At 59.6% G+C, this 23,268-nt stretch carries 20 protein-coding genes; 4 read left to right on the top strand and 16 right to left on the bottom strand.

The features are described 5' to 3' along the window. Positions 1 to 74: 74 nt before the first annotated feature. Genes gcvPB through gcvT form a run of 4 tightly spaced genes read right to left on the bottom strand, consistent with a single transcriptional unit; the run spans position 75 to position 4,413 of the window. A complete protein-coding gene (gene gcvPB / locus RJT37_RS11200; protein WP_313684482.1) occupies positions 75 to 1,520 on the bottom strand; it encodes an aminomethyl-transferring glycine dehydrogenase subunit GcvPB in 1,446 nt (481 codons plus the stop codon). Continuing rightward, the gene (gene gcvPA, locus RJT37_RS11195) at positions 1,517 to 2,884 is read right to left on the bottom strand and encodes an aminomethyl-transferring glycine dehydrogenase subunit GcvPA (protein WP_313684480.1); all 1,368 of its coding nucleotides are present in this window, start codon (positions 2,882 to 2,884) and stop codon (positions 1,517 to 1,519) included. Before gcvPA ends, gcvPB begins: the two co-directional genes overlap by 4 nt. Positions 2,885 to 2,889: 5 nt before the next feature. Continuing rightward, positions 2,890 to 3,264: a glycine cleavage system protein GcvH gene (gene gcvH / locus RJT37_RS11190; protein ID WP_313684478.1), complete on the bottom strand. Its 375-nt coding sequence runs from the start codon at positions 3,262 to 3,264 to the stop codon at positions 2,890 to 2,892. Between the two features lie 51 nt (positions 3,265 to 3,315). Continuing rightward, positions 3,316 to 4,413 (bottom strand): glycine cleavage system aminomethyltransferase GcvT, encoded by a 1,098-nt coding sequence (gcvT, locus tag RJT37_RS11185; protein WP_313684476.1) that lies wholly within the window; start codon positions 4,411 to 4,413, stop codon positions 3,316 to 3,318. Positions 4,414 to 4,878: 465 nt separating this feature from the next. On the opposite strand from gcvT, the gene RJT37_RS11180 reads away from it, so the two are divergent. Beyond that, positions 4,879 to 5,625, top strand: coding sequence for an IclR family transcriptional regulator (locus RJT37_RS11180; protein WP_313684468.1), 747 nt, complete (start codon positions 4,879 to 4,881; stop codon positions 5,623 to 5,625). Positions 5,626 to 5,694: 69 nt separating this feature from the next. Here RJT37_RS11180 and RJT37_RS11175 read toward each other — a convergent pair whose 3' ends face one another. The 6 genes from RJT37_RS11175 to RJT37_RS11150 all read right to left on the bottom strand — a co-directional run bounded on the left by RJT37_RS11175 (position 5,695) and on the right by RJT37_RS11150 (position 12,530). Continuing rightward, on the bottom strand, positions 5,695 to 6,852 hold the full coding sequence (locus RJT37_RS11175) for a cobalamin-independent methionine synthase II family protein (RefSeq protein ID WP_313684466.1): 1,158 nt from the start codon (positions 6,850 to 6,852) through the stop codon (positions 5,695 to 5,697). A gap of 116 nt (positions 6,853 to 6,968) precedes the next feature. Next, on the bottom strand, positions 6,969 to 7,448 hold the full coding sequence (locus RJT37_RS11170; RefSeq protein WP_313684464.1) for an ester cyclase: 480 nt from the start codon (positions 7,446 to 7,448) through the stop codon (positions 6,969 to 6,971). Between the two features lie 203 nt (positions 7,449 to 7,651). Continuing rightward, positions 7,652 to 8,641, bottom strand: coding sequence for an ester cyclase (locus RJT37_RS11165; RefSeq protein ID WP_313684462.1), 990 nt, complete (start codon positions 8,639 to 8,641; stop codon positions 7,652 to 7,654). 365 nt (positions 8,642 to 9,006) lie between these two features. Then, complete coding sequence (locus RJT37_RS11160; RefSeq protein ID WP_313684460.1) at positions 9,007 to 10,008, bottom strand: ester cyclase; 1,002 nt, start codon at positions 10,006 to 10,008, stop codon at positions 9,007 to 9,009. A gap of 329 nt (positions 10,009 to 10,337) precedes the next feature. After that, positions 10,338 to 11,357 carry an ester cyclase gene (locus RJT37_RS11155; RefSeq protein WP_313684458.1) on the bottom strand — a complete coding sequence of 340 codons (1,020 nt, stop codon included), beginning with the start codon at positions 11,355 to 11,357 and terminating at the stop codon, positions 10,338 to 10,340. Between the two features lie 171 nt (positions 11,358 to 11,528). Then, positions 11,529 to 12,530, bottom strand: coding sequence for an ester cyclase (locus tag RJT37_RS11150; protein ID WP_313684456.1), 1,002 nt, complete (start codon positions 12,528 to 12,530; stop codon positions 11,529 to 11,531). A 160-nt stretch (positions 12,531 to 12,690) separates the two neighbouring features. Between RJT37_RS11150 and RJT37_RS11145 the strand changes: the two genes are divergently transcribed. Next, the gene (locus RJT37_RS11145) at positions 12,691 to 13,485 is read left to right on the top strand and encodes an MBL fold metallo-hydrolase (RefSeq protein WP_313684454.1); all 795 of its coding nucleotides are present in this window, start codon (positions 12,691 to 12,693) and stop codon (positions 13,483 to 13,485) included. Positions 13,486 to 13,543: 58 nt separating this feature from the next. On the opposite strand, the gene RJT37_RS11140 is transcribed toward RJT37_RS11145, so the two are convergent. The 6 genes from RJT37_RS11140 to RJT37_RS11115 form a co-directional block, all read right to left on the bottom strand. Continuing rightward, complete coding sequence (locus RJT37_RS11140; protein ID WP_313684452.1) at positions 13,544 to 14,443, bottom strand: NAD(P)-dependent oxidoreductase; 900 nt, start codon at positions 14,441 to 14,443, stop codon at positions 13,544 to 13,546. Between the two features lie 96 nt (positions 14,444 to 14,539). Then, entirely contained in the window at positions 14,540 to 15,982 is a 1,443-nt protein-coding gene (gene aldA, locus RJT37_RS11135; protein WP_313684450.1) for an aldehyde dehydrogenase, read from the bottom strand. Positions 15,983 to 16,157: 175 nt separating this feature from the next. Continuing rightward, positions 16,158 to 17,024 carry an ABC transporter permease gene (locus RJT37_RS11130; protein WP_313684448.1) on the bottom strand — a complete coding sequence of 289 codons (867 nt, stop codon included), beginning with the start codon at positions 17,022 to 17,024 and terminating at the stop codon, positions 16,158 to 16,160. Beyond that, positions 17,024 to 17,914, bottom strand: a complete 891-nt coding sequence (locus RJT37_RS11125; protein WP_313684446.1) for an ABC transporter permease — start codon at positions 17,912 to 17,914, stop codon at positions 17,024 to 17,026. The genes RJT37_RS11130 and RJT37_RS11125 overlap by 1 nt, the downstream gene beginning before the upstream one ends. 1 nt (position 17,915) lies before the next feature. Next, entirely contained in the window at positions 17,916 to 18,965 is a 1,050-nt protein-coding gene (locus RJT37_RS11120; RefSeq protein ID WP_313684444.1) for an ABC transporter ATP-binding protein, read from the bottom strand. Positions 18,966 to 19,204: 239 nt separating this feature from the next. Then, positions 19,205 to 20,377: an extracellular solute-binding protein gene (locus tag RJT37_RS11115; RefSeq protein WP_313684442.1), complete on the bottom strand. Its 1,173-nt coding sequence runs from the start codon at positions 20,375 to 20,377 to the stop codon at positions 19,205 to 19,207. 167 nt (positions 20,378 to 20,544) lie between these two features. Between RJT37_RS11115 and RJT37_RS11110 the strand changes: the two genes are divergently transcribed. Together RJT37_RS11110 and RJT37_RS11105 are read left to right on the top strand one after the other, a co-directional pair. Then, positions 20,545 to 21,315, top strand: coding sequence for an IclR family transcriptional regulator (locus tag RJT37_RS11110; protein ID WP_313684440.1), 771 nt, complete (start codon positions 20,545 to 20,547; stop codon positions 21,313 to 21,315). Positions 21,316 to 21,915: 600 nt separating this feature from the next. Continuing rightward, on the top strand, positions 21,916 to 23,268 hold the full coding sequence (locus RJT37_RS11105; RefSeq protein WP_313684438.1) for a hypothetical protein: 1,353 nt from the start codon (positions 21,916 to 21,918) through the stop codon (positions 23,266 to 23,268).

The raw sequence follows: 23,268 nt of genomic DNA, 5'->3' as shown, positions 1-23,268 counted from the left end.
TACTGGGCCGCTCGGATCGCAGCGACGTACCCGCCGGACTACTCCCCACGACGAGTTCCTCAGTGTCGTAGCGCTCAGTCGTCGTTATCCCTTACGTCCCGCCAGGAGAGCCGCGGATTCCGCGCGGCACTCGTCTGGTCGATACGTGCGGCCGCAGTCGTCGTGGGTGCCTCCGAGAGCTCTGCCGGCGTTTTTCGACTGGTCGCGGTAAACGCCTCTGCCAACACGTCGAGGTCTTCCTTGTTCAACGCCTCCGTCGGTTCGGTCATCAACGCCTCCTCAACAATCTCCGGCCACTTTGTGGTCGGTGGGTGGACTCCCTCGTCGAGCATTCCTTTCGCAAACTCCGCCGCGTCGACATCACCGGCACTGGCGACGAACTCGTGGTGGAACGGCCCGTACGGGATGTCGATGTCGATTTGAGAGGCCAGATAGTTGGCGTTCACGACGGCCATCGCGGAGGTGTCTTTCAATCCACCATCGCCGAGTCGCGAAATGTACGCGTAGGTCTTCAACAACACTAGCCAGTTGCCGTTGAAACCGTGGACCTTTCCGATGCTCTCATCGGGCTCGTAGAACTCGAAGAACCCCTCGTCGGTCTCGCGAACGTGGGGGTCGGGGAGGAACTCGGTGAGTTCTTCGACAACTCCGATCGGTCCCGCTCCCGGACCACCACCGCCGTGAGGCGATGCGAACGTCTTGTGTACGTTGTAGTGCATAATATCGAACCCCATATCGCCGGGGCGAGCACGCCCAAGTAACGCGTTGAGGTTCGCGCCGTCGTAGTACAGTAAGCCGCCCGCCTCGTGGACAGTGTCGGCGATCTCGGAGATATCGCGCTCGAAGAGGCCGAGCGTGTTCGGGTTCGTCAGCATCAGCGCTGCTGTCGAATCGTCTACGGCCTCTTCGAGTACTTCGACGGGCACCCGACCGTCCTCGTTGCTCGGGAGTTCGACGACGTCGTAGCCGGCCATCGCCGCGCTGGCGAAGTTCGTGCCGTGTGCCGATGCGGGCACGATTACCTCCCGACGCTCGTCGTCTTCGTTGTTCGACCGGTGATAGGCGCGCGCCACGAGGAGGCCGGTGAACTCCCCCGCCGCCCCGGCGGGCGGTTGCAGGGTGGCGGTCTCCATTCCGCCGATCTCCGCCAGATACTCCTGTAGTCCGTGGAGGACCGCGAGGGTTCCCTGTGCGTACTCGTCGGGACGGTCGGGGTGAATCGCACCGTCCTCCAACGCAGCGACGTCTTCGATGAACTTGGGGTTGTACTTCATCGTACAACTGCCCAGTGGATAGGGGCCGTGTTCGACCGAGTAGTTCATCTGCGAGAGCCGGGTGTAGTGGCTCGCGACCTCTGGTTCGGCCGGTTCGGGGAGGGTCAGTTCCTCGCGGACCAGCTCGTCGGGGAGGTCGACGTCGTCGTAGGAAACGGTCTGCATCCGCTTTTCCGACAGGAGCGGTTCGTTGACCACCTCGCCGCTGTCGGTCTCTCGCTCCCAGGTGGCCTGTCGGTAGTTCACGCGACCACCTCACGAACGGCCGCGACCAACTTATCCATCTCGTCGCTGTTGGTCTCTGTCACGCACACCTGGATCTCGAACTCGCCAACCTCGTGGACAAGAAAGCCGCGATCAGCCAGTTCCGAAACCACCTCGGTTGCGGGGCGGTCCGTCCGTGCGACGAACTCACGGAAGTGGTGACGATCGTCGACCGGAGCCGAGACGCCATCGACGGCATCGAGTCGAGCGGCGGCCTCGGATGCATTTATCACGCACTGCTCGGCGAGCTCAGCGAGGCCAGATGCGCCGAGCGAGGCGATGTGAATTGCTGTTCGCAACGCGACCCACGCCTGGTTCGTACAGATGTTCGAGGTCGCACGCTCCTTCCGGATGTGCTGTTCCCGGGTCTGGAGCGTCAGGGTATAGGCGCGCTGTCCGTCGTCCGTCTCGCTTATCCCGACGAGCCGTCCGGGGACCTGTCGGAGATACGCCTCCTTGACGGCGAACAGACCGAGTCCCATACCGTGGCTGGTCGGGAGGCCGAGGACGCTCGCATCGCCGATAACGATGTCGGCACCGAGGGCAGCCGGCTCCTTCAACAGCGCCAACGCGACCGGATCCGATCCGAGACAGAACGCCGCCTCGTGGTCTTCCGCGAGAGCCGCGACCGCCGACAGTTGCTCCTCGATCGCTCCCCGGGCCGTCGGTGATTCGGCGTACACCATCACGACGTCCTCGTCGATCAGTTCCGAAAGCGCGTCGAGGTCGGTGTTCCCCCCGTTTAGCGGATACGTCTCCGTCGTCAACTCCGCACCGTCGGCGTAGTTTTCTACCACGCTGCGTCGCTCCGAACGGACCGTCTCGGGGACGAGTACGCGCGACCCGCTGGTCTCTCGGACGCGGGCGGCGAGCAAAGCTGCCTCGCCGAGCGCGGTCGCGGCGTCGTACATCGAACAGTTGGCGACGCCGAGGCCGGTCAGTTCGGCGATCATCGACTGGAACTCGAAGAGCGCCTGGAGGAACCCCTGGGAGGTCTCCGGCTGGTACTGCGTGTAGGAGGTCAGAAATTCCGAACGCAGCGAGAGGTAGTCGACGACCGACGGCACGTAATGATCGTAGTGGCCGCGCCCGAGGAATTCGGTCCGGTCCGCGTTCCGTCCGAGCAGGTCCTCGATTTCGCTTCTGACCTCGTACTCCGATTTCGCCTCGATATCGAAGCTCCCCCGGAACGCGACCGCCTCCGGGACGTCGAACAGTTCTTCTACGCTGTCGGTACCGATCGCCGAGAGCATCGCTTCCACGTCCTGGGGCGTCTGTGGAGCGAAGGGGCTCGATTCGTCTGGATTATACGGCTGATCCGTTCTGTCGTCCTGTGTCTGTTGCATTGGCGTTATTCGATCTGTTTGCGGTAGTCGTCTGCGTCGAGTGCGTCGTCGGGAACCTGTCCGTCGACCTCGAAGAGCCAGCCATCCCCGTACGGATCGCTGTTGAGTAGTTCCGGTCGATCGCGGACAGCATCGTTCGTCGCGGTTACAGTCCCTGAAACTGGTGTGTAAATGTCTGAGACGGCCTTGATACTCTCTACGACGGCACAGGCCTTACCCTCCTCTAAGGTGTCGCCCTCCGCCGGAAGTTCGACGAACACGACGTCTCCGAGTTCGTCCTGTGCGAAGTCGGTGATCCCGATTCGTTCGGCCTCTTCGCGCTCGTCGATCCACTCGTGTGAGTCGGTGTACTGCAAATCAGCGGGTATTTCGTACGTCATCGTTTGTGAGAGTAGCTGGGGTTCATCTCTGTGGTCTGCATTCGGATCACGCTAGGCTCCACACGATTCGAGGAATGGCGTGTCGACGACGGTCGCCTCGACGGACCGGTCACGGATCGATACGGCCAGATCGGTTCCAGCAGCTGCAAAGTCGGGAGCGACGTACCCGAGAGCGATAGGGACCTCCAGTGTGGGACTCATCGTCCCACTGGTCACCCGTCCGATCAGGTCGCCATCGGCGGAGATCTGATGTCCGTGACGGGCGATCGCTCGCTCATCGAGGCGCAACCCGACGAGTTGTTCGTCGATCTCACCCTCTTTGGCCTGATCCAGGGCCGACCGACCGACGAAGTCTCGACCGTCAAAGTCGACGACGAATGCGATACCTGCCTCGAAAGGGTCGTGCGGTTCGTCTTCCGGGTGAAAGTCCTGTCCGGAGAGCAACAGTCCGGTTTCGAGTCTGAGGGTGTCTCGCGCCCCAAGTTCGCAGCGCGTGGTATCGTCGAACAGCCGGTCGATCGCTTTTGCCTCCTCGGCTGAGAAGAGAATCTCGACGCCGTCCTCACCAGTATATCCCGTTCGAGCCACGAGACACTCGACGTCTCCGACCTTCGTTGCCATCGAGGTGAACGGATCCAGCCTGTCGATCCGTCCCTCCGCCGCCGTATCGACCCGGTCGATCGCTTCCGGACCCTGTACGGCAATCATTCCGGTTTCGGCGGTTCGGTTCGCGATTCCTGCATCCAGATTCCAGCGGTCAGCGTGCTCACGCAACCGATCGAGTAGTTGCTCATCGTGTCCGGCGTTCGGAACAACGACGTACTCACTTTTCTCCGGATGATCGTAGACGACGATGTCGTCGATGATGATGCCGTCAGACCGGAGGAAACACGTGTATAGCGCCTCGCCCGGTTCGACACCTCGAACATCGCTAGGGGTGAGTCGATGCAACAACGTCTCCGCCCCCGGCCCATCGACAAGTAGCTGCCCCATATGACTCACGTCGAACAGCCCGACGTCTTCTCGAACGGCCCGGTGTTCCGCGCGGATCGAATCAAACGAAACGGGCATCTCCCACCCTCCGAAGTCTGTGAAGTCCGCGCCCGCTCGGAGGTGAGCTTCGTACAGCGGCGGTTGGTTAGGTGACACAGCAAATACTACGAATCTTCAAGTATATATGCGTTTTTGACTCGAATAATTTATTTTTATTTTATTTTGTCGCCCTGGTCTATCACTATGTGTGAATATTTCCCTCGATCAGGTTGAGACTCCGGATCCAGTCCGGGTCTGTCTGCACCACGATTCGAATCAAATTCCGCGTTTCCAGCCTGTCTACGGCGAATCTGGTGACTCACAGATCTGTGCGGAGGTTCGTACGTTGCTCGCGGTTCGATCGATACTGCCGGCAGATTCACGCTTGCCGAAAACAACAACTGTACACGTAGCTGATTCTGTAAGATTTTGTCCGCAACCGTGCATTTACTCTCCGTTCTACAGTCACGATCCAAGTATTCGCTCCCGAAACGGCGCTCGCCTCGGAAAGTACACAGTGCGAATCCCCGAAAAATTCGGTTCTCGTGAATATTTATATACTCTTCCGATCAATATTCTACTATGCTGGACCACGGACGTGAACTAACGACGACTGCTACCTCACTCCGGGTGGTTGATGTGATCAACCGTTTGGATGGTGCCCGGATGAGTGAGATCGCCGCAGAACTGGATCTGGCTAACAGCACCGTCCACGGCCACCTGACGACCCTTCGTAACCACGAACTCCTCGTGAAGGAGGGCAACGAATTCCATCTGGGAATCAAGTTCTTCCACCTGGGAGAGCAGGCGCGACAGCGAAAATCCGAGTACGGGATCGTTCGCCGGCACGCCCACGAACTGAGCAACCAACTCAACGAAGAGGTCGCATTCGCCATCACCGAGCACGGCCGTTCGGTCATCATCTTCGACGAAAACAACGACGCTGCAAAAGAGGGCTTCCAAGTGGGGAGATACTTCTATATGCACAACTCTGCGAGCGGTAAGGCGATGCTGGCAGAGTGGTCGCGCGAGCGTGTCGATAGAGTGATCGATCGCTGGGGGCTCCCCGAGGAAACCGAGAATACGATAGGGAGCCGAGAGGAACTGTACGCGGAACTAGAACGGACACGCGAACGAGGGTACGCAATCAACCGACAGGAGGCGCTCGAGGGACTGATGGCTATTGGGACGGCAATCACGAACCCCGACGGGAGTGTACTGGGTTCGCTCGACGTGTCGGGTCCGCCCTATCGGCTCTCTGAAGAACAGCTCGTCCCGGAGTTACGTGAGACTGTCTCACGGATCGAAACCGAAATCGCATCGCAATAGGGAGTTCTATCGTCCGCGTCTCGGTTCTCATCGGTACCGGCGGCGAGAACTCCTCTCGGTCAGGGGAAATCAAGAGAACAGTCGCTGGCTCGCGTTGTCAGCGCCCTGCGAGAGCGCCTCTAATTTGGCCCAGGCTATCTCCGGGTCGACCACGTGGTGGCCTGCCAGCGTCGCGAGACCGCAGTCGGGAGCCGCGAGTATCCGTGTGGGGTCCCCCACCACCTCTGCCCACTTGCAGAGACGGTCTGCGACCGTCTGTGGGTGCTCGATGATGTTCGTCTTGACGTCGACGACGCCCGGAGCCAATCGCCACTCGTCCGGGAGTGGATGTTCCTCGAACGCCCGCCACTCGTGGTGGTGTCTGGGGTTGGCATACTCGATCAACAACCCCCCGACATCGGCCTCGTAGAGAACCGGGAGGACGTCTTCGAGAGAGACGTCTCTGTGATGCGGCCCTTCGTAGTTGCCCCAACAGGTGTGCAACCGGATCTGCTCTCCGGGAATGTCCCGTGTGGCTTCGTTGATCGCCTCGATACGCCGACGGGCAGTAGCTTTGAATTCCTCGAGAGAGAGGTCTTTGAACTTCCGATGCCGCTCCGAAAGCAGGTCCGGGGCGTCGATCTGTAAGACCATCCCCTCGTCGGCGATCCGTTCGTACTCGTTTCGCATCTCTCTGGCCAATGCGAAGGTGAACTCGTCGTTCGAGTCGTAGTACTCGTTCCCCACCGAAGAGGCGATGACTCCCGGTGATGCGGCAGTCACAAACGACTCTGTGAATTCTACCTCCGTCCGGTCGACAGCCTGTCGGTACCGCTCGATCTCCGCATCGACGGACGACTCATCGACGTACCGGAGATCGTCGACGGCTACTGGCCTGGTTTGGGCCTCGGAGACGATATCCGGGAACGCTTTGCCGGCATAGGTGGGGAAGTCTTCGACGTCCGCCCATAGCGGACGGGGGATCGTCTGCTCGCTAAAGCCCTCCAGACGGTCGGCGACGTAGATGTGAAAGCCCGGACGAGACTGCTCCCCGTCGTTGGCGATATCGATGCCGACCTCAGCCTGCCGCCGCACGGCCCGGGTCGTCGCTTTCCTGACCGCGTCGTCGAGTTCGTTTCGATCGATCTCGTTTCCTTCCCCTCGTCGATCCAGTAACTCGATCAACTGCTCCGTCCGGGGAAGGCTCCCGACGTGAGTCGTAAGTATACGCTCGTCGCTTTGCTTCATTCTCTCTGAGAACTCCTCGTGAAGGTGCTCGAGAGCCTGTCCACCCGGAAAACTACGGAGCTGTCTGAGACTCCAACCCAGCACGCGTGTGTGCTCAATTTAGATCGTGAGTCCGCTTAGTAGTCGTGGATGGGATCGTCGTCCGGAGTGACGGCCTTGATGTATCCCAGTTTATCGTAGGCGATCCACTCTTCGACGTATTTCCACTCGCCGTCGACCTTCTGGATGAGACAGTTCGCGATGCCGAGATTGTCCTCGATTGTCTTTCCGGTCGGCGGTCCATATTCGGTCGGTCCGACGTTCTCGGCGGTGATCGTCCGCACCATCGACGTGTAGTACCCGTCTTCGGGGTTGCCCTCCCAGATGATCTTCTCGATGTTCATCTCCGTCTCGGGAAAGGCGTTCAGCCGAGCCAGGGTGTCTTCGACGAGCGCATCGGAGCCGACGATATCTCCGCCGCCGCCGTGGACCACCACGTCGTCGGCGTAGTACTCGTAGATCTTCCCGACGAGCTTCTCGTCCCAGATCTCCCTGGTGCTCTGCCGGATCATCCGTTCGACGTCGAGTTCGTCCGCCGTGCGCCAGTCTTCTGTCATTGACACGACCCCCCGGCCGCGTTCGCTACCCAGCTCTCGATATCTGTGACCGACCGTATCGCGGTTTCGAAGCTAATGTGCGTCACTAGTGAACCCTACTTGATGGTCGACAGCGTGTCTCTTAATTATTGCGTTAAGTCCGATCCCCGGTTCGTCAGTTGCCGACCGGATCATTCCAGCGGCTCGTCCCGATCAGCTGACGCTCAGAAGTACTGCCGATCGTCACGGAGCCGATCGAAAACGTCCACGCCCATCTGCTGGAGCAGATCGATCTTGTCGATGAACACCCAGTTCTCCGCGAGACGGTCACCCTCCCGCCGCCAGAAGTCCATCACGCGCATTTCGACTGGCTCTTCGGTCGCCGGAAGGCCCATCCACCCGTCGCCCAGGTGCGTCGCCCTGACGGACGGCCATCCCGTCGAAGCGCAGTAGTGGCCCTCGGCGAACCGGGCGACGTGGTCCCCGCCCTCACGGTCGGGGAACGCGGTGAGAAACGGCGCCTGGTGGTACTCCTGAAATCCATCGATCCCGCGAGTCGTGCCCGTCCCCGCCGGGCCGTACCACATAAAGTCCTCGTGCCAGAACGTCTCGAGACCCATTCCGTCGAGTCCCTCCTCCTCGTAGTCGTGAAGCCCGTCGATCATCCCCTCGACCACGTCAAGCGTCTTTTCGGACTCCTCTTCGTCCTGTTCGCCGAGGAGGACGCCGTCCTGCGTCGTCGGTCCTGGAATCACGACTTCCGGAGCGAGCGCCGGAACGAACCGATAGCCGGCCTGGCGCATCACGTCCAGAACGTCGACGAGCAGTCGGGTTTCGGCGATCTTTCCGTCTTCGACCCGGTGGAACTCGCCGTATCGAAGCCACGTCGCGTGCCCCGTCGCGGGAATATCGAGCCAGTCGTTCTCGAAGGTCCCGACAAGGTTCCCCGTCGCACACACCCATTCGCCGCCCTCGAACTCGCCACCGAACAGGATGTAGTCGTTCTTTTCCAGATCCGGGAACGATTCGAGGAGCGGTTCCCAGTAGGCGTCGGCTATCGCGTCGGTGCCTTCGACCGCGTTGATCGGCTCGGGGCCGTGCCACTCCGCGTCGGTATGGTAATAATCCGTGAGGAGGTCCCCAACACCCTCTGCAGTCGCCTCGTGAATTTCCTGTGAAAACTCGTGGACTAACCGCTTGCGTTCGCTCGTCATACGTTCACGCGTAAGTGGAGAGTAAGGCGGTAAAATAAGTACCGGTCGGCAGTCCCTGTCAGGATCGCTGAAATCCCTCGAATGGGGGATCGAGTACCCACAATAAGCACCACGAGTTATATCGGCGAGCACCCCTGTGGTTCTCATCAACGACTGTTATCGAGATTCGCCGTCTCCAGTCACCCGATCGATCGACTGCGGACGATCGGATGCGTCACCAGTTAGTCACGAGAGAATCGGGGGTCTGTGCGCTGTACTGTCGGCTGTGACGATGTGTGAATTTCTGGCACTTGCGGCCTGCGTCTGCCAGTATTAGAACCGTACCGGCACGTCCTCGTCGTGATCCGACACTGGGTCCCGGGCCACTAAACCGCTCCGGGATTGTTGCGGAGTCGTTCGAAAACGTCGACGCCAATCTGGTTGAGCAACTCGATGATGTCGATGAAGACCCAGTTCTCCGCCAGCAGGTCGCCCTCCCGCCGCCAGAAGTCGATGACGCGGAAGGTTACTGTCTCACCGGTGCTCGGGAGGCCAAACAGGCCGTCCCCGAGATGCGTGGCCTCACCGCTCGGCCACGCTGTCCAGGCGCAGTAGTCGCCTTCGGCAACACGGATGGCGTTCCCCCCGGTTCCGCGGTCGGGAAAGGCTTCCAACCACGGCCCTTGATGGAATTCCTGGAACCCGTCGACGCCACGGGTGGTACCGATGCCCGCCGGGCCGTACCACATAAAGTCCTCGTGCCAGTACGTGTCCATATCCATAACATCCAGATCCTCTCCATCGTACGAACCTAGCCCCTCGAAGATCATATCTTCGACCAACTGGAGGGTCTGTTTGGACGCTGATTCTTCTTGCTCGTCAAAGCGGAGTCCGTCCTGTGTTGCTGGACCCGGTCGAACGACTTCGGGCGCAAGTGCCGGGATGAATCGGTAACCCGCCTGTCGCATAACGTCGAGCACGTCAAACAGAATCCGCGTCTCTGCTATTTTCCCGTCCACCACGCGGTAGAGTGCACCGTACTGGATCCAGGTCGTCTGCCCGGTTGCAGGGATGTCGAGCCAGTCTTCGTCAAACGTACCGACAAACGTCCCTGCTGTACTGACCCACTGCTCGCTTTCGAACTCGTCTTCGAGGAGGATGTAGTCGTTCTTTTCGAGGTCTGGAAATGATTCCAGAAGCGGCACCCAGTACGCGTCGGCGATCGCGTCGGTGCCTTCGACCGCGTTGATCGGCTCGGGGCCGTGCCACTCGGCGTCGGGATGATAGTACTCGGTGAGGTGTTCTCCGACGTCCGCCGCGGTCGCATCGTGAACAGCTTGCGAAAACTCGTGGACTAACCGCTTGCGTTCGTTCGTGATAGGACTCACACCTACCTGACTGATCAATACAGTAAAATAACTATTGGTTGGTGATCTCTCTCGAACTGTACTCGGCTGATTCGACAGGAAGGCTGCGGCAACGCCGATGATACTACACCCGATATCCGCGGGTACCTGGTCCCGCCGATGACTGCTACTGATAACTCTCTCTGTGTCCCGACGAACGCCGTCTACGGGGGTGGTGCTCGGCGGAAAGGGACGAGCGTGATCACTATGACACGCCGGGGTTTTCGAAGTTCGAGATACTGGCGGCTGCAACGTGGGGGGAGAACGTGAGAAATCACAGAACTGCAGCAACTGGGTTTCGTTCCGCCCGATTACGACGTTCCGGTCCAGCGGACTGATTCGGGATTGTTTCGAAGTCGCTCGAAGACGTCCACACCGAGTTGCTCCAGGAGATCAATCATATCGATGAACACCCAGTTCTCCGCCAGCAGATCGCCCTCACGCCGCCAGACGTCGATAACCCGCATATCCGCGGAGTTTCCGGTCGCCGGCAGTCCAAGCCACCCGTCGCCGAGGTGCGTTCCGACAACTGCCGGCCATCCGGTCGAGGCGCAGTAGTTTCCTTCGGCGAGGCGGGCGTCGTGATGTCCGACTTCCCGGTCGGGGAACGCCTCCAGGAACGGATTCTGATGGAACTCCTGGAACCCTTCGATACCTCTGGTACTGCCGATGCCGGCGGGGCCGTACCACATAAAGTCCTCGTGCCAGTACTGTTCCATCCCCATATTTCCGAGGCCCTGTTCTTCGTACGAATTCAGTCCGTCGAACAGCATTCCCTCGACCAGTTCCATCGTCTGCCGGGATTCGTCTTCGTCTTGCGGCTCGAGGAGGACTCCGTCCTGGGTTGACGGACCCGGAACGATCACCTCCGGAGCGAGCGCCGGAACGAACCGGTATCCCGCCTGTCGGAGCACGTCCAGTACGTCGATGATGGTGCGCGTTTCGACGATCTTCCCGTCTTCGAACCGGTGGAACTCGCCGTATCGAAGCCACGTCGCGTGCCCTGTGGCGGGAATATCGAGCCAGTCGTTCTCGAACGTCCCGACGAAATTGCCCGTCGCACAGACCCATTCGTCGCCTTCGAACTCACCGCCGAAGAGGACGTAATCGTTCTTTTCGAGATCCGGGAACGCACGCAGTAACGGCCGCCAGAACTCTTCGACGAGTTCAGTCCTGCCTGTGAGTTCGTCGATCGGGGCGGGTCCGTGCCACTCGACGTCCTCGTGGACGTATTCGAAGAGCAGCTCGTCGACACTGTCCGCAGTCGTCTCGCGAACGCGACTGGAGAAATCGTCTAGTAACTGTTTGTTTTCCATCCTCTGTGTTGTCATAGCTCTCACCGATTGCGTCTTTCTCCTCGCGAAAAGGATAAAACACTGTCGGAGCCCCGAACGAATGGAGCGTTCCAAGTGTCGACTCGACAGTCGATTCCTTTTGATGACACTGTCGCGGGAACCGGAAAGCGACCGCTGATCCGTCGCTCATCGATGGCCTAGTGGCCGTCAAAAGTACTGCCGGTCGTTCCGCAGTCGCTCGAAGACGTCGACGCCGAGTTGTTCGAGCAGGTCGATCATATCGATGAACACCCAGTTCTCCGCCAGGAGGTCACCCTCCCGTCGCCAGAAGTCCATTACTCGCATCTCGACCGACGTCCCCGTCGCAGGAAGCCCCAGCCAGCCGTCGCCCAAGTGTGTCGCCTCCAAACTCGGCCACCCGGTCCACGCAGCGTACGTTCCCTCGGCCAGTCGGATGTCGTCGCTGTCAGGCCCCCGATCGGGGAACGCCTCGAGGAACGGCTGCTGATGGTACGCCTGAAACCCGTCGATACCGCGGGTCGAACCGATGCCGGCCGGCCCGTACCACATAAAGTCCTCGTGCCAGTACTCCTCCATCCCCATCCCCTCGAGTCCCTCGTCCTCGTAGGATTCCAGGCCCTCGAAAATCATCCCCTCGACGAGCTCCTGCGTCTGCTCGGTCTCGGCGGCGTCCGCACCGTCGAGGAGAATCCCGTCGGCCGTCGCAGGCGCCGGCGCAACGACCTCGGGGGCAAGTGCGGGCACAAAGCGAAAGCCGGCCTGCCGCATCACGTCCAGAACGTCGACGAAGAGTCGTGTCTCCGCGATCTTCCCATCCTCGAACCGGTGGAACGTCCCGTGTCTGAGCCACGTCGCGTGCCCTGTGGCGGGAATGTCGAGCCAGTCATTCTCGAAGGTTCCGACGAAGTTGCCTGCAGCACAGACCCACGTGTTGTCCCGAAACTCACCGCCGAAGAGGATGTAGTCGTTCTGTTCGAGATCCGGGAAGGACTCCAGAAGTGGCTCCCAGTAGCCGTCGTGAATCTCTGCTCGCCCGTTCAACTCGTCGATTGGGGCCGGACCCTGCCAGTTCGCGTCGGGGTGATAGTACTCCTCCAGTACGTCCGCGAAACGGTCGGCCCCTGTCTCCTGTATCGACTGTGCAAACTCGTGGACTCGCCGCTTGCACTGTCTCCGGTGATTGCTCATTGATATCTCCGGTCTGTAGCTTCACAACGCCGTTACAAAAAGGATGGGAGAACCGATCCACAGTGGATACTACCCCGAAGGCCTCAGCGATTCGATTTCCTCGTCGGCGAGACGGTCGAGGGACGATGGCTATTTGTATCTCGACGGAATCTCTCTTCGTATGTCTGAGACCGCTCCAGTCGTAAGAACGCTCGACATCGCCGATACCGTGTACGATATCACCTGGCAAGCCGCGGACGAAGGCCCCGAAATCACGCAGGGCGAGCGCCACCGAACCTACTTTTTCGACCTCCCCGGTGACGTGCCAACCCTCGTGGATACCTGCTTTCAGAACCGCGTCGAGTACCTCTTTGAAGGAATCGAACAGATCGGCGTCGAGCCCGAACGACTGATCATCACTCACCGGCATCTGGATCACGTCGGGGCGTTCGACGAGGTCGTCGACCGTTACGGCGTGGAAACGTGGGTTCCTGAAGACGACAACGTGGTCGAGATCGACGACTACGGGATCGACATCCAGACCGAGCCGGATCACCTCTTCGGCGACAACGAACAGATCGGCCGCTTCGAGACCGTACACGTCCCCGGTCACTCGCCCGGGAACTCCGTCCTCGTCGACGAGGAGGCAGGGATCGCCCACTGTGCCGATACGGTTTGCGGCTCCGACCGCCGCGGCCTCCCGCCCGGATATCTCATCCACCCGCCGCAGGCGACGCACACGAACCAACCACCTGAGGCCGCTGTCGCAGCGGAGAAGAACCTCGAAAAACTGCTGGGCTACGACTTCGACGTCGCTCTCCTCAACCACGGGACGCCGGTGTTCGAAGACGCCTCGAAGAAACTCGAACGATACGTCGACTTCGAGTCGAATTTCAGCGGCGACGGGCAGTCGATCCACGCCAACGATCGAAAGACGATCGACGCCGACGAACTGTACAGCCGTCTCGACGAGTAAAGTCGCCTACAGCCGTCTCGACGAGTAAAGTCGCCTACAGCCGTCTCGACGAGTAACGTTACTCGCCGCCGACCCGGTCTTCTAGTTCCTGCTCGAACATCTTCACGACCGCACCCACGTCTTCCTCACCGAAGCCCTCGTCGCTGGCCTGCGTGTAGAGGCGGTGAACCAGGCTCCCCATTACCATAGGGAAATCCTCCGAATCCGCCATATCGACGGCGAGGCCGACGTCCTTCCGGGCGAAGTCGACACTGAAACCCGCCTCGAAGTCGCGTTCGAGGACGCGCGGCATCCGGCTCTCGAACGCCACCGAGGTCGCACTTGCGTTCCCGAGGATCTCCCAGAGCCGCTCGCTGTCGATGCCGTATCGTGCGCCGAGCGCGACAGTCTCCATCGCCAAAAGCAGGTTCCCCATCGACATCGTGTTGTTCAGCAGTTTCATCGCGTGGCCGGCCCCTGAGGACCCAGCGTAGTGGAGTTCCGCACAGAGGGCCTGCAACACATCCTGTGCGTGCTCGGAGTCGAAGACGGCCTCTTTCCCACCGACGAGGCCAGTGAGCGTTCCGTCACGCGAGTTTTCCGGACCGCCCGTGATCGGTGCGTCCAGAATCTCCGCGGGTGTCTCCTCGACGGCGTCTGCCACGATTTCGGTCGTCGGCGGTGCGATCGTGCTCATCTCCAGAAACGTCGTATCGACAGACTCGTGTGCCAGTCCGCCCTCGCCGGTGTAGACCCCCTTTACGATCTCGGAGTTCGGAAGGCTCGTGATAGTGACGTCACTCTGTCGGGCCACGTCACGGCCGCTGTCGGCGACGATCCCGCCGTAGTCCGCGAACGCTTCCCGGGCCCCCGGCTGGAGGTCGTGTCCGTACACCTCGAATCCCTCGTCGAGCAGGTGCTTCGCCATATTGCCGCCCATTTTGCCGAGTCCAACGACTCCGGCTGTGGTCTCAACCATAGCAAAAATTCAGACTACCGTTTATTATATCTACCGACTACCGGAAGTGTGGCCGTTCGATGGGATCAGAGAGTCCGAGCTGTCAGCCGGAATCTCTCACTGGAAGTTGTGGTAGACCGACTTGATCTGCGTGTACTTCAGCGCACCGTGTTTGCCGTCCTCACCGCCCAGACCGGACTCCTTCCAGCCGATGTGATGGCCCTGCTGAGCGCCGCCACTTCCGTTGATAAACGTCTCACCGAAGTCGAGGTCCTCTGCGATCTGCATCGCGTCCCGATAGCTCTCGGTGAATACGTACGAGGACAGCCCGTAATGGGAGTCGTTGGCGTATTCGACGGCCTGAGCCACGGAATCCACCTCGATGATGGGAGCCACCGGGCCGAAGACTTCCTCGCTGACGACGTCCATCCCCTGGTCGACGTCGGCGAGGACGGTCGGTTCCACCCAGTGGCCGCCGTCGGTCGGGGGGTCGTGCACCGCGGCGCCGCCGGTGAGAACCTCTGCCCCCTGTTCGATCGCGCCTCGAATCGCTTCCTGCGTCTTCTCGCGTTCGCCCTCGCTCACCTGCGGCCCCATATCGGGGTCGTCTCTCGGGTCGCCGATCTCGAGTGCGTCCATCGCCGCGACGAACTGCGCTTGGAACTCCTCGCGGACGTCGGAGTGGACGTACACTCGCTCGACGCACGTACAGGCCTGTCCGGCGTTGATCGTCCGGGAGGCGACGATGTTCTCGACGGCGAGTTCGATGTCGGCGTCCGCGCAGACGATCGCCGGTGCCTTGCCGCCGAGCTCGAGGGAGACCCGCGTGAGGTCGTCGGCGGCGTTTCGCATAATCGCCTTTCCGGTATCGACGTTGCCGGTCATCGTCACGTAATCCACCTCGCTGTCGCTCACGAGTCCGGCCCCGACCGCACCACCGCCGGTAACGACGTTCAGTACTCCCTCGGGAAGATCGACCTCGCGGTCGACGATTTCGACGAGTTCGAGTGTCGTCAGCGGCGTCAGTTCACTGGGTTTCAGAACCGTCGTATTGCCCGTGACGAGGGCGGGTGCGAACTTCCGCACGAACACCGAGATCGGGAAATTCCAGGGAATGATCCCCGCGACCACCCCGTACGGTTTTCGCAGCAGACTGATGGACTGACGCGGTTCGCTCCCGGGCACGACGTCGCCCTCGATCCGCCGGTCCCACTCTGACATATACCGCGCGATGTCTGCGGCCGCGCGGATCTCGTACTCCGCGACGGACCGGGTCTTTCCCTGTTCGGCGACGAGGGTCTCTGCCAGCATTTCGGCGTGATTTTCGATCACGTCGGCGACTTCGCGGAGCAGATCGCCGCGTTCCTTCGCCGGGCGTCGTTCCCAGTCGTCCTGGGCGTTCCTGGCGGCTTTAGTCGCTCGCTCGACGTCGGCCTCAGTTGCGGAGGGGATCGATCGGATCTCGGTTCCCGTCGTCGGATCGTAGACCGGGATCGCCTCGCTGCCGCTCGGTTCCGTCCAGTTACCGTCGATGTATAGAGGTCTCTTGTCTGCAGCCATTCGAGCGAGGATTGGGACGAAAGAATAAATAAGTAGCTACTGAGAGCCGTTGGTCAGGGTCAGCTTCGAGAACAGAACCGTCCGAACGTTCACTTCTGTTGCCCGAGCGGTACTATCGGTGCGGTTAACGCCTCGATGACTGACGGAGAAAACGTGGCGGTGAATCGGATGTGTCTCAGGTGTCGACGGTGACAGCCTTGAAGCCGACCAGGCGGCCGATTAGCAACACGAGGACCAGCACCAGGAGGATCTGGACAGTCGCAGTGGCCGCGACTAGAGGGGACGATTCATACTGCAGGAAGAGGAACATCTCGACCGGCAGCGTCGTCGAGGTCCCACTCGAGAGGAACAGCGCGAGCAGCGAGTCCGTAAACGAGAGAATGAACGCCAGGAGGAACCCGGAGACGACCCCGCTTTTCATCAGTGGGAGCGTTACCTTTCGAAAGGCCTGAAACTTGGATGCGCCGAGGTTTCGCGCCCCTTCGACGAGTTCGGTGTCGACCGACTCGATCGCCGTCATCGCCGTGAGGAACGTGTACGGAATCGTGATGACCACGTGGCCCACTACGAGCTTTGCGAACGTCGGAACGAAGCCCAGGAAATTGAAATTGAGCGTTATCATCAGCGCCAGTGCAATGATCGCCGGCGGGATGATGAGCGGGGAAATGAAGTACATCACGACCTCGTTCTCGAAGGGGACCTCGCGACGGACGACGACGTACGCGGCGAGAATGCCGAGAACCGTCGAGATGGTGGCGGTGGTGACCGCGATCGGCAGGCTCACGAAAAAGAACGGGTCGAAGAACGAACTCACGAGGAACTCCTGGTACCAGCGCAGCGAGATCCCTGACGGGGGAAACGCCTGGGATTGGGTCGGGCTCAGCGAGATCCCGATCACGATGATGATCGGAAGGATCAGCGTGGAGACCGCCAGTCCGAGCAGGCCATAGTAGAGTACCCGCCCAGCGACGACTGCAGGGGTCGAGAGCGACCGCGAGTCCCGGCCGGTCAGCACGCTCGAGAGGGCGCTGAGGATGACCATCAGTCCCATCCTGAAACCCCCATTCGGTCGCGGACGAATGTAAAGTAGACGTACACCAGGGCCGTCGTGGTGAGTGTCAGGACCGTCCCGACGGCGCTCGCGAAGGGCCAGTTGAGACTGCTCACGGCGCTGTCGTATATCAACCGTCCCATCGTCAGATCCGAACGGCCGCCGAGCAGGTCAGGAGTCACAATGGAGTTCATCGTGAGGACGAACACGAAGATCGTTCCCGTGAGCAGACCGGGGAGGCTTAGCCGGAAGGTCACCTTGAAGAACGCTTGAAGCTGGTTCGCGCCGAGGTTGCGCGCGGCCGGGACGAGCGAGTCCGGGATGTCTTCGATCGACGAGTAGACGGGAAGGACGACCAGCGGGAGGTAGACCCCGATCAGTCCGATCGTGACCGATAGCGTATTCCCGAAGAGGTCGAGTTTGAAACCCGCTAGATCCATAAGGATAGTGTTGATTACGCCGTTTGTGGAAAAGAGCACGATCCACCCGTAGACCCGAACAACTGTCCCGACCATAAGCGGGAGAAACACCGAGAACAGCGCAAGCTGCCGCCGCAGCGGCGTGGTCGTCGCAATAAAGTATCCGAGCGGGTATCCGAGTAGCACACAGAATGCGGACACGATGAGAGATAGCTTGACTGTGTACCAGAGCAGCCCCTGGTAGAACGGATTGAGCAGAAGCTTCTCGTAGTGTTCGAGTGTGAAATTCCACGTGATGATGGTCGTCGCACTGTACTCGAAGAAGCTGATATACGCCGCATAGAGGATTGGCAGGATCAGAAAGACAAGCAGATAGATTGCCGGAGGCAGTGCCGGCAGGTACTCATCTACCCAGTCTGCCAGCCTGCTCGACTGACTGAGATCGGAGATAGCACCCAGCATACTATGCCTCCACGAGCCCGTACGTCTCGAGTCGGACGGAGACATCGTCACCCTTGCCATACTTCGGTGCCCCCAGGGCGGTGGCGAGGAGCTCGTTGTTCCCGACCTGGATCTTGTACTCGGTCACCGAGCCCAGATGAACCGTGCTGCGCACAGTCCCCGGGTAGGTGAGTTCTCCGTCGGACGTGTCGTCTGGGTTGATCGTAATGTCCTCGGGGCGAATGTAGAGGAGATCGGTGTTCGCATCGGCGTCTGCCTCGTGCATCGGGAGCGTGATGTCGTCGTTGTCGAATGTCACCGTATTGTTCTGGTGATCGAAGGAACTCGGGACAAAGTTCGAGTCGCCGACGAAGTTCGCAACGAACTTCGACTGTGGGTCCTGGTAGATCTTCGACGGTGGCGCGTACCTGACCTTCTCACCCTCGTGGAGTACGAGGACACGATCCGACAGCGTCAGCGCCTCGCGCTGGTTGTGTGTCACGTAAATCGAGGTGATCTCGAGTCTGTCGTGGAGATCTTTGATTTCGCGGCGCATCTGCTCGCGGAGCTGGCGATCGAGGTCCGACAGCGGCTCGTCGTAGAGAAGCAAGTCAGGCTCCAAGACGAGCACGCGAGCGAGCGCGACGCGCTGTTGTTCCCCCCCACTCAAATTCTGGATGCCACGATCCTGGTAGCCCGGAAGTGACACGATTTCGAGGATGTCGGCGACGCGCTCTTCGATCTCCGCCTCAGTGAGGTTTTCCCGATGCCGGAGCCCGAACGCCACGTTGTCGAACACAGACATATGCGGGAAGAGAGCCAAGCGTTGGAACACGAGGCCCATATTTCGGTCCTCCGGCGGTAGCCCGATCATCTCGTTTCCGGCGACGACGATGCTTCCCGCAGTGGGGTCGACGAATCCGGCGATCGACTTCAGCATCGTTGTCTTCCCGGACCCCGACGGACCGAGGATCGAGACGAACTCTCCTTCCTCGATGTCCAGTGAAACGTCGTCCACCGCGACGAGGTCCCCATATTCTTTTCGTAGGTTCTGGATGTTTACAAACGACATATCTCGGCTATAACTGAGATACCGTTCTTTGTATTTAATCTTTGGGAATGGCGTGCACGACGCACGGTCCCGACGACGTGACTGATGCACGACCGGTAGCTGCTACACAAGTAATCTGTACTTACTTCTGACAGAGCTGATCGATCAAAACAGTGGTACGACGGCCACCCAACGAGAAACTACCGTAGAACGGACGATCGCTGATCCGGGTTAGTGGTCGTCGATTGTCGGCGACGGTACTATGCGCTAGCGATAATCTCCTTGAAGCGCTGTCCGTCTTCCTGTTTCTGCCGTTCCACCTGGAGCCAGTCGATGCCAACATCGTACCGCTCTCTTTGCTCTTCGCTCGGATTCATCATCGGATGGTTCTCGATGGTCTCCTCGGAGATCAGCTCGCTTGCAGCCGGATTGGCGGGCGGATATCCCATCACCTCTGCGAACTTGGCCTGCGTTTCAGGGGCCAAATTCCCGTTTCCGAGAATTTTGGCCTGCTCGAGACGGTCTTCGCTGGTGTGTTTGGTGATCGGGTACCCCCAGTAGTCCTGGACGCTTCCACCCTCCGGAACCGAGAAGCCCATCGGGAGATCCTCTTCGATCTCCAAATTCTCGGTGCGGGCCGAGAGGAACGGCGCGACGTACATCTCGTCGTTCAAGAAGAGATTCCGGGCCTGGTCGATCTGATCGAAGATGACAGGATCAGTCGTCTCGACGAACTCGCGGAGCCACTCGAAGCCAGGTTCCAGGTTGTCGAGGTCGCCACCCTTGATCTTGTTGATGACGTAGAAGTATTTCGAGCCCGCATTGTCCCAGGGCTCGAATCCGACTTTCCCCTCGAGGTCGGGATCGATGAGTGAATCCCAGGTATTGAATTCTTTGTCGGTCTTGTCCTCCCGGTAGGCGATACCACGGGGGAAGTACACGGTCCCACCCATATACTCGTTTTTGAACGCCGACGGGATGTCGTCGTAGTTGTCGAAGTCCGACTGTTTGATTAGTGCGTCGTTCTGCCCGAGGAGTTCGGCGCGCTGCCCGTCCAGTTCGACGAGTTCGGAGGGGGGATTTTCCGGATCTCGTTTCAGTTCTGAGGTGTACTGTTCGGACGAGGCGGTGATGTACTTGTAGTTGTGTTCCTCCTCGTACGGTGGCTCGCCGTTTGCGAAGGGCTCAAAGAATGCAGCCCGTCGGCTTTCTCCCCAGCTACCGCCGCCGCCGCTCACGCGCACAACGGCCTTGTCGCCACCGGAACTGGCAGTGCTTCCGTCACCGGAACTATCGCCGTCACTCCCGCTGTCGCCGTCAGTGGATCCTCCTCCACCTCCTCCGGAACAACCGGCGAGCGCGGCGATCCCGGAACCTGCGGCCAGCGATTTGACTACCTTCCTTCTAGACAGGGGGCTGCTATTGTCACCCATAGGCTCACATACCCAAGCACCAATATAAATGTTTCCCCTACGGAGTGATACGTGCATTCCGTATTTGCCGCGACCTTTCTTACGGTATCTGTTCAATACGTTTGAACGATGGCGTGACTCAGGGGTAAAAGAAAAGATTGTTATAAAACAAGAACCTACTCCGTGGTATGAATCCGCAAGGTAATATCCTCAAATCCGTCGACAAGGTGTTCAAGATTGTTGAACATCTCAAAGTGAACGGCGGAAAGACCGTCACAGAATTATCACAGGAATTAGATATGCCGAAGAGCACCGTCCAGGTCTACCTGAATACCCTCTCGAAGAACAAGTTCGTCGTGAAGAACGGATCAAAGTACCAGATTGGGCTACAGTTCCTACAGTATGGAATGTACGCCCTCTGGAGTGAACCCGTATTCCCGAACGTTAAATCGAAAGTCGAAGAGTTAGCGGACTCGACGGGGGAACTGGCGGCCTGTTTCGTGGAGGAAATGGGCGACGCTGTGTACGTCTACGGGACAGAGGGGGATCGAGCCGTTCGGACAGACCTCACGATGGGAGACCGCTCTGACCTCCACTGCACGGCCAGCGGCAAGGCGATATTCGCCCACCTGCCGGAAGAGCGAATCGAAGAGATTCTGTCATCGGATCCGTTGGAACGGAAGACCGCGCAGACGATCACGGACCCCGATGAGTTACGGGACGAACTGCGACGGATACGGGAGCGCGGTCACGCGTACTCCAGAGAGGAGTCGATCGAGGGAATGCGCTCGGTCGCCGCACCGATAATGCTCGACGACGAGGTCGTCTGCTCGATCAGCCTCGCTGGTCCCGCAAACCGGTTCGTCGGCGAACGATTCACCGAAGAGGTCCCCGACATCGTGAAGGGTGCCGCCAACGAAATCGAGCTGAAACTGACGTACTCGGAAAGCGGTCTGTGACCGGAATCCGCTAGAACTCACGCGTTCGACGTACCTCCCAACGCCTGGCCGCTCGGGTGAGTGTTCTGATCTGCTATCGCATCACATATGTACGACCGTTATATTACGTCGTTTTCACCAGTCGATATTACTGGTCCTGTCCGGAACTCGGCATAACCGCAACCGGCACGAAACTAACCTATTTCGACGGTGACCTTTAATCGAACTCTAGACAGATAACAGACGTACATACATTAGGAATATACCCCCGGATCCAGTCTGACAGCCCCTCCCCCGGTTGAAACAGTTTAAATCACAGGCGTACATATGTTATTCTATAGGTCTGGATCGAATGCCACGCGCCTTTTGCTGTTCAACAATATTAAACACAAATCTGGAGAAAGATCGTGAGGGAGCGATCGGAATTTTCGACCCCTGAGTCACATCCGTAATACAGTCTCGTTGAACCGTACGAGGTTCCGCATCGTACCACGACTCCCGCTGCTCGTGTGGGAAAACCGGACCTGTCGTCTGCGGACCTGGGGAAGCAGCCACGGAAGATAGGCTGAACTGCCGCTTCTGGACACAAAAGTTAAATACCGGAACCGTATCCACTGTTGTATGGCTGACCGAAGCCTACAGACAGCTTTAGATGCGGCTCAGGACCCAGTGGGAATGCTCCAGCAGGCCGGCGGACGCTGGGTCTGGCCACAGGAAGTGAAACGCGAATACACGAACTGGATGGACGAGCTACGCGCCGCACGCGAAACGTGTGTCCTAGCGGACCTCTCTCACCATCAGATGGACCAGGTGATCGAAGGTCCCGACTCCTTCGACCTCCTGAAGCGTCTCTGCACGAACAGCTTCGAGGGGTTCGATGTGGGGAAGGCCAAGCAGGCCATCTTCTGCAATCCCGACGGCAAGTTCATCGGGGACGGAGTCCTCCAGCGACTCGAAGAACAGACGTTCGTGATGAGCGGCAAGGTCCCTGCCGCCCATTGGGTGGCCTACAACGCTGAGACGGGCGAGTACGACGTCGAGGAAACCATCCATCCCAAGTCCTCGAAGAACGACGGCGATCCGCATTTCTACACCTACCAGGTTCAGGGACCGAACGCGCTCGACGTGATGCAGGAGATCGTCGACGAATCGCTGACCGACATTCCATTCTTCAACTTCAAGCGAGTCACGATCGCCGGCGAAGAGGTCCGAGCACTCCGACACGGGATGGCCGGCGAGGTCGGCTTCGAGCTGCAGGGCCCCTACGAGCACGCTGATCTGATCAAGGACGTGATCCTCGAGGCGGGCCAGGAGTACGACATCCAGCGGCTCGGCACGCGAGCCTACGAACCGCTGAGCGTGAAACTCGGCTGGGTGACGACGCACGTTCCCGCGATATACACTGGTGAGGAGATGGCGGAGTACCGCGAGTGGCTGGACGCCAGCAGCTACGAAGGGACGTATTCGATCGCCGGGAGCTACCACTCCGACGACATCAGAGATTACTACGTCAGCCCGATCGACATCGGCTACGATCATATGATCGAGTTCGATCACGACTTCGTCGGCAGCGAAGCGCTGGAACAGGAGGCCGAGGATCCGCAGCGCACGCGCGTGACACTTATTTGGGACGACGAGGATGCGATCGGCATCTTCGCGTCGCTATTTGACGACGATGGACTCCCGAACAAACTAATCGACCTTCCGCGCGACCGATGGGGTGGCCACCACGACAAGGTGCTCAAGGACGGCGGCGTCGTCGGCATCTCGAAGAGTTTCGCGTACTCCTACAGCGATCGCGAGATGATCTCCATCTGCTCGATCGACAGAGAGTACAGCGAGCCCGGCACGGAAGTGAGCTTCATCTGGGGCGAGGAAGGTGGACACTCGCCGAATCCGACTGTCGAGGCACACTCACAGACGAAGATCTCTGCGACTGTCGCCCCCAGTCCGTATCTCGACGATTCGCGATAA

This window comes from Halobellus marinus, assembly GCF_032113415.1.
Classification (GTDB): domain Archaea; phylum Halobacteriota; class Halobacteria; order Halobacteriales; family Haloferacaceae; genus Haloquadratum; species Haloquadratum marinus.
The sequence above is the reverse complement of the archived record's forward strand: the minus strand, read 5'-3'. Positions and strand labels throughout refer to the sequence as shown.

What these genes read in the sequence shown, in the direction of transcription:
- RJT37_RS11180 (WP_313684468.1), top strand. Translation starts at nt 4,879, where the DNA reads ATGCTGGACCACGGACGTGAACTAACGACGACTGCTACCTCACTCCGG.
- aldA (WP_313684450.1), bottom strand. Translation starts at nt 15,982, where the DNA reads ATGGCTGCAGACAAGAGACCTCTATACATCGACGGTAACTGGACGGAA.
- RJT37_RS11175 (WP_313684466.1), bottom strand. Translation starts at nt 6,852, where the DNA reads ATGAAGCAAAGCGACGAGCGTATACTTACGACTCACGTCGGGAGCCTT.
- RJT37_RS11125 (WP_313684446.1), bottom strand. Translation starts at nt 17,914, where the DNA reads ATGCTGGGTGCTATCTCCGATCTCAGTCAGTCGAGCAGGCTGGCAGAC.
- RJT37_RS11170 (WP_313684464.1), bottom strand. Translation starts at nt 7,448, where the DNA reads ATGACAGAAGACTGGCGCACGGCGGACGAACTCGACGTCGAACGGATG.
- RJT37_RS11120 (WP_313684444.1), bottom strand. Translation starts at nt 18,965, where the DNA reads ATGTCGTTTGTAAACATCCAGAACCTACGAAAAGAATATGGGGACCTC.
- gcvH (WP_313684478.1), bottom strand. Translation starts at nt 3,264, where the DNA reads ATGACGTACGAAATACCCGCTGATTTGCAGTACACCGACTCACACGAG.
- RJT37_RS11150 (WP_313684456.1), bottom strand. Translation starts at nt 12,530, where the DNA reads ATGAGCAATCACCGGAGACAGTGCAAGCGGCGAGTCCACGAGTTTGCA.
- RJT37_RS11130 (WP_313684448.1), bottom strand. Translation starts at nt 17,024, where the DNA reads ATGGTCATCCTCAGCGCCCTCTCGAGCGTGCTGACCGGCCGGGACTCG.
- RJT37_RS11105 (WP_313684438.1), top strand. Translation starts at nt 21,916, where the DNA reads ATGGCTGACCGAAGCCTACAGACAGCTTTAGATGCGGCTCAGGACCCA.
- RJT37_RS11155 (WP_313684458.1), bottom strand. Translation starts at nt 11,357, where the DNA reads ATGACAACACAGAGGATGGAAAACAAACAGTTACTAGACGATTTCTCC.
- gcvPA (WP_313684480.1), bottom strand. Translation starts at nt 2,884, where the DNA reads ATGCAACAGACACAGGACGACAGAACGGATCAGCCGTATAATCCAGAC.
- RJT37_RS11145 (WP_313684454.1), top strand. Translation starts at nt 12,691, where the DNA reads ATGTCTGAGACCGCTCCAGTCGTAAGAACGCTCGACATCGCCGATACC.
- RJT37_RS11110 (WP_313684440.1), top strand. Translation starts at nt 20,545, where the DNA reads ATGAATCCGCAAGGTAATATCCTCAAATCCGTCGACAAGGTGTTCAAG.
- RJT37_RS11165 (WP_313684462.1), bottom strand. Translation starts at nt 8,641, where the DNA reads ATGACGAGCGAACGCAAGCGGTTAGTCCACGAGTTTTCACAGGAAATT.
- RJT37_RS11115 (WP_313684442.1), bottom strand. Translation starts at nt 20,377, where the DNA reads ATGGGTGACAATAGCAGCCCCCTGTCTAGAAGGAAGGTAGTCAAATCG.
- RJT37_RS11140 (WP_313684452.1), bottom strand. Translation starts at nt 14,443, where the DNA reads ATGGTTGAGACCACAGCCGGAGTCGTTGGACTCGGCAAAATGGGCGGC.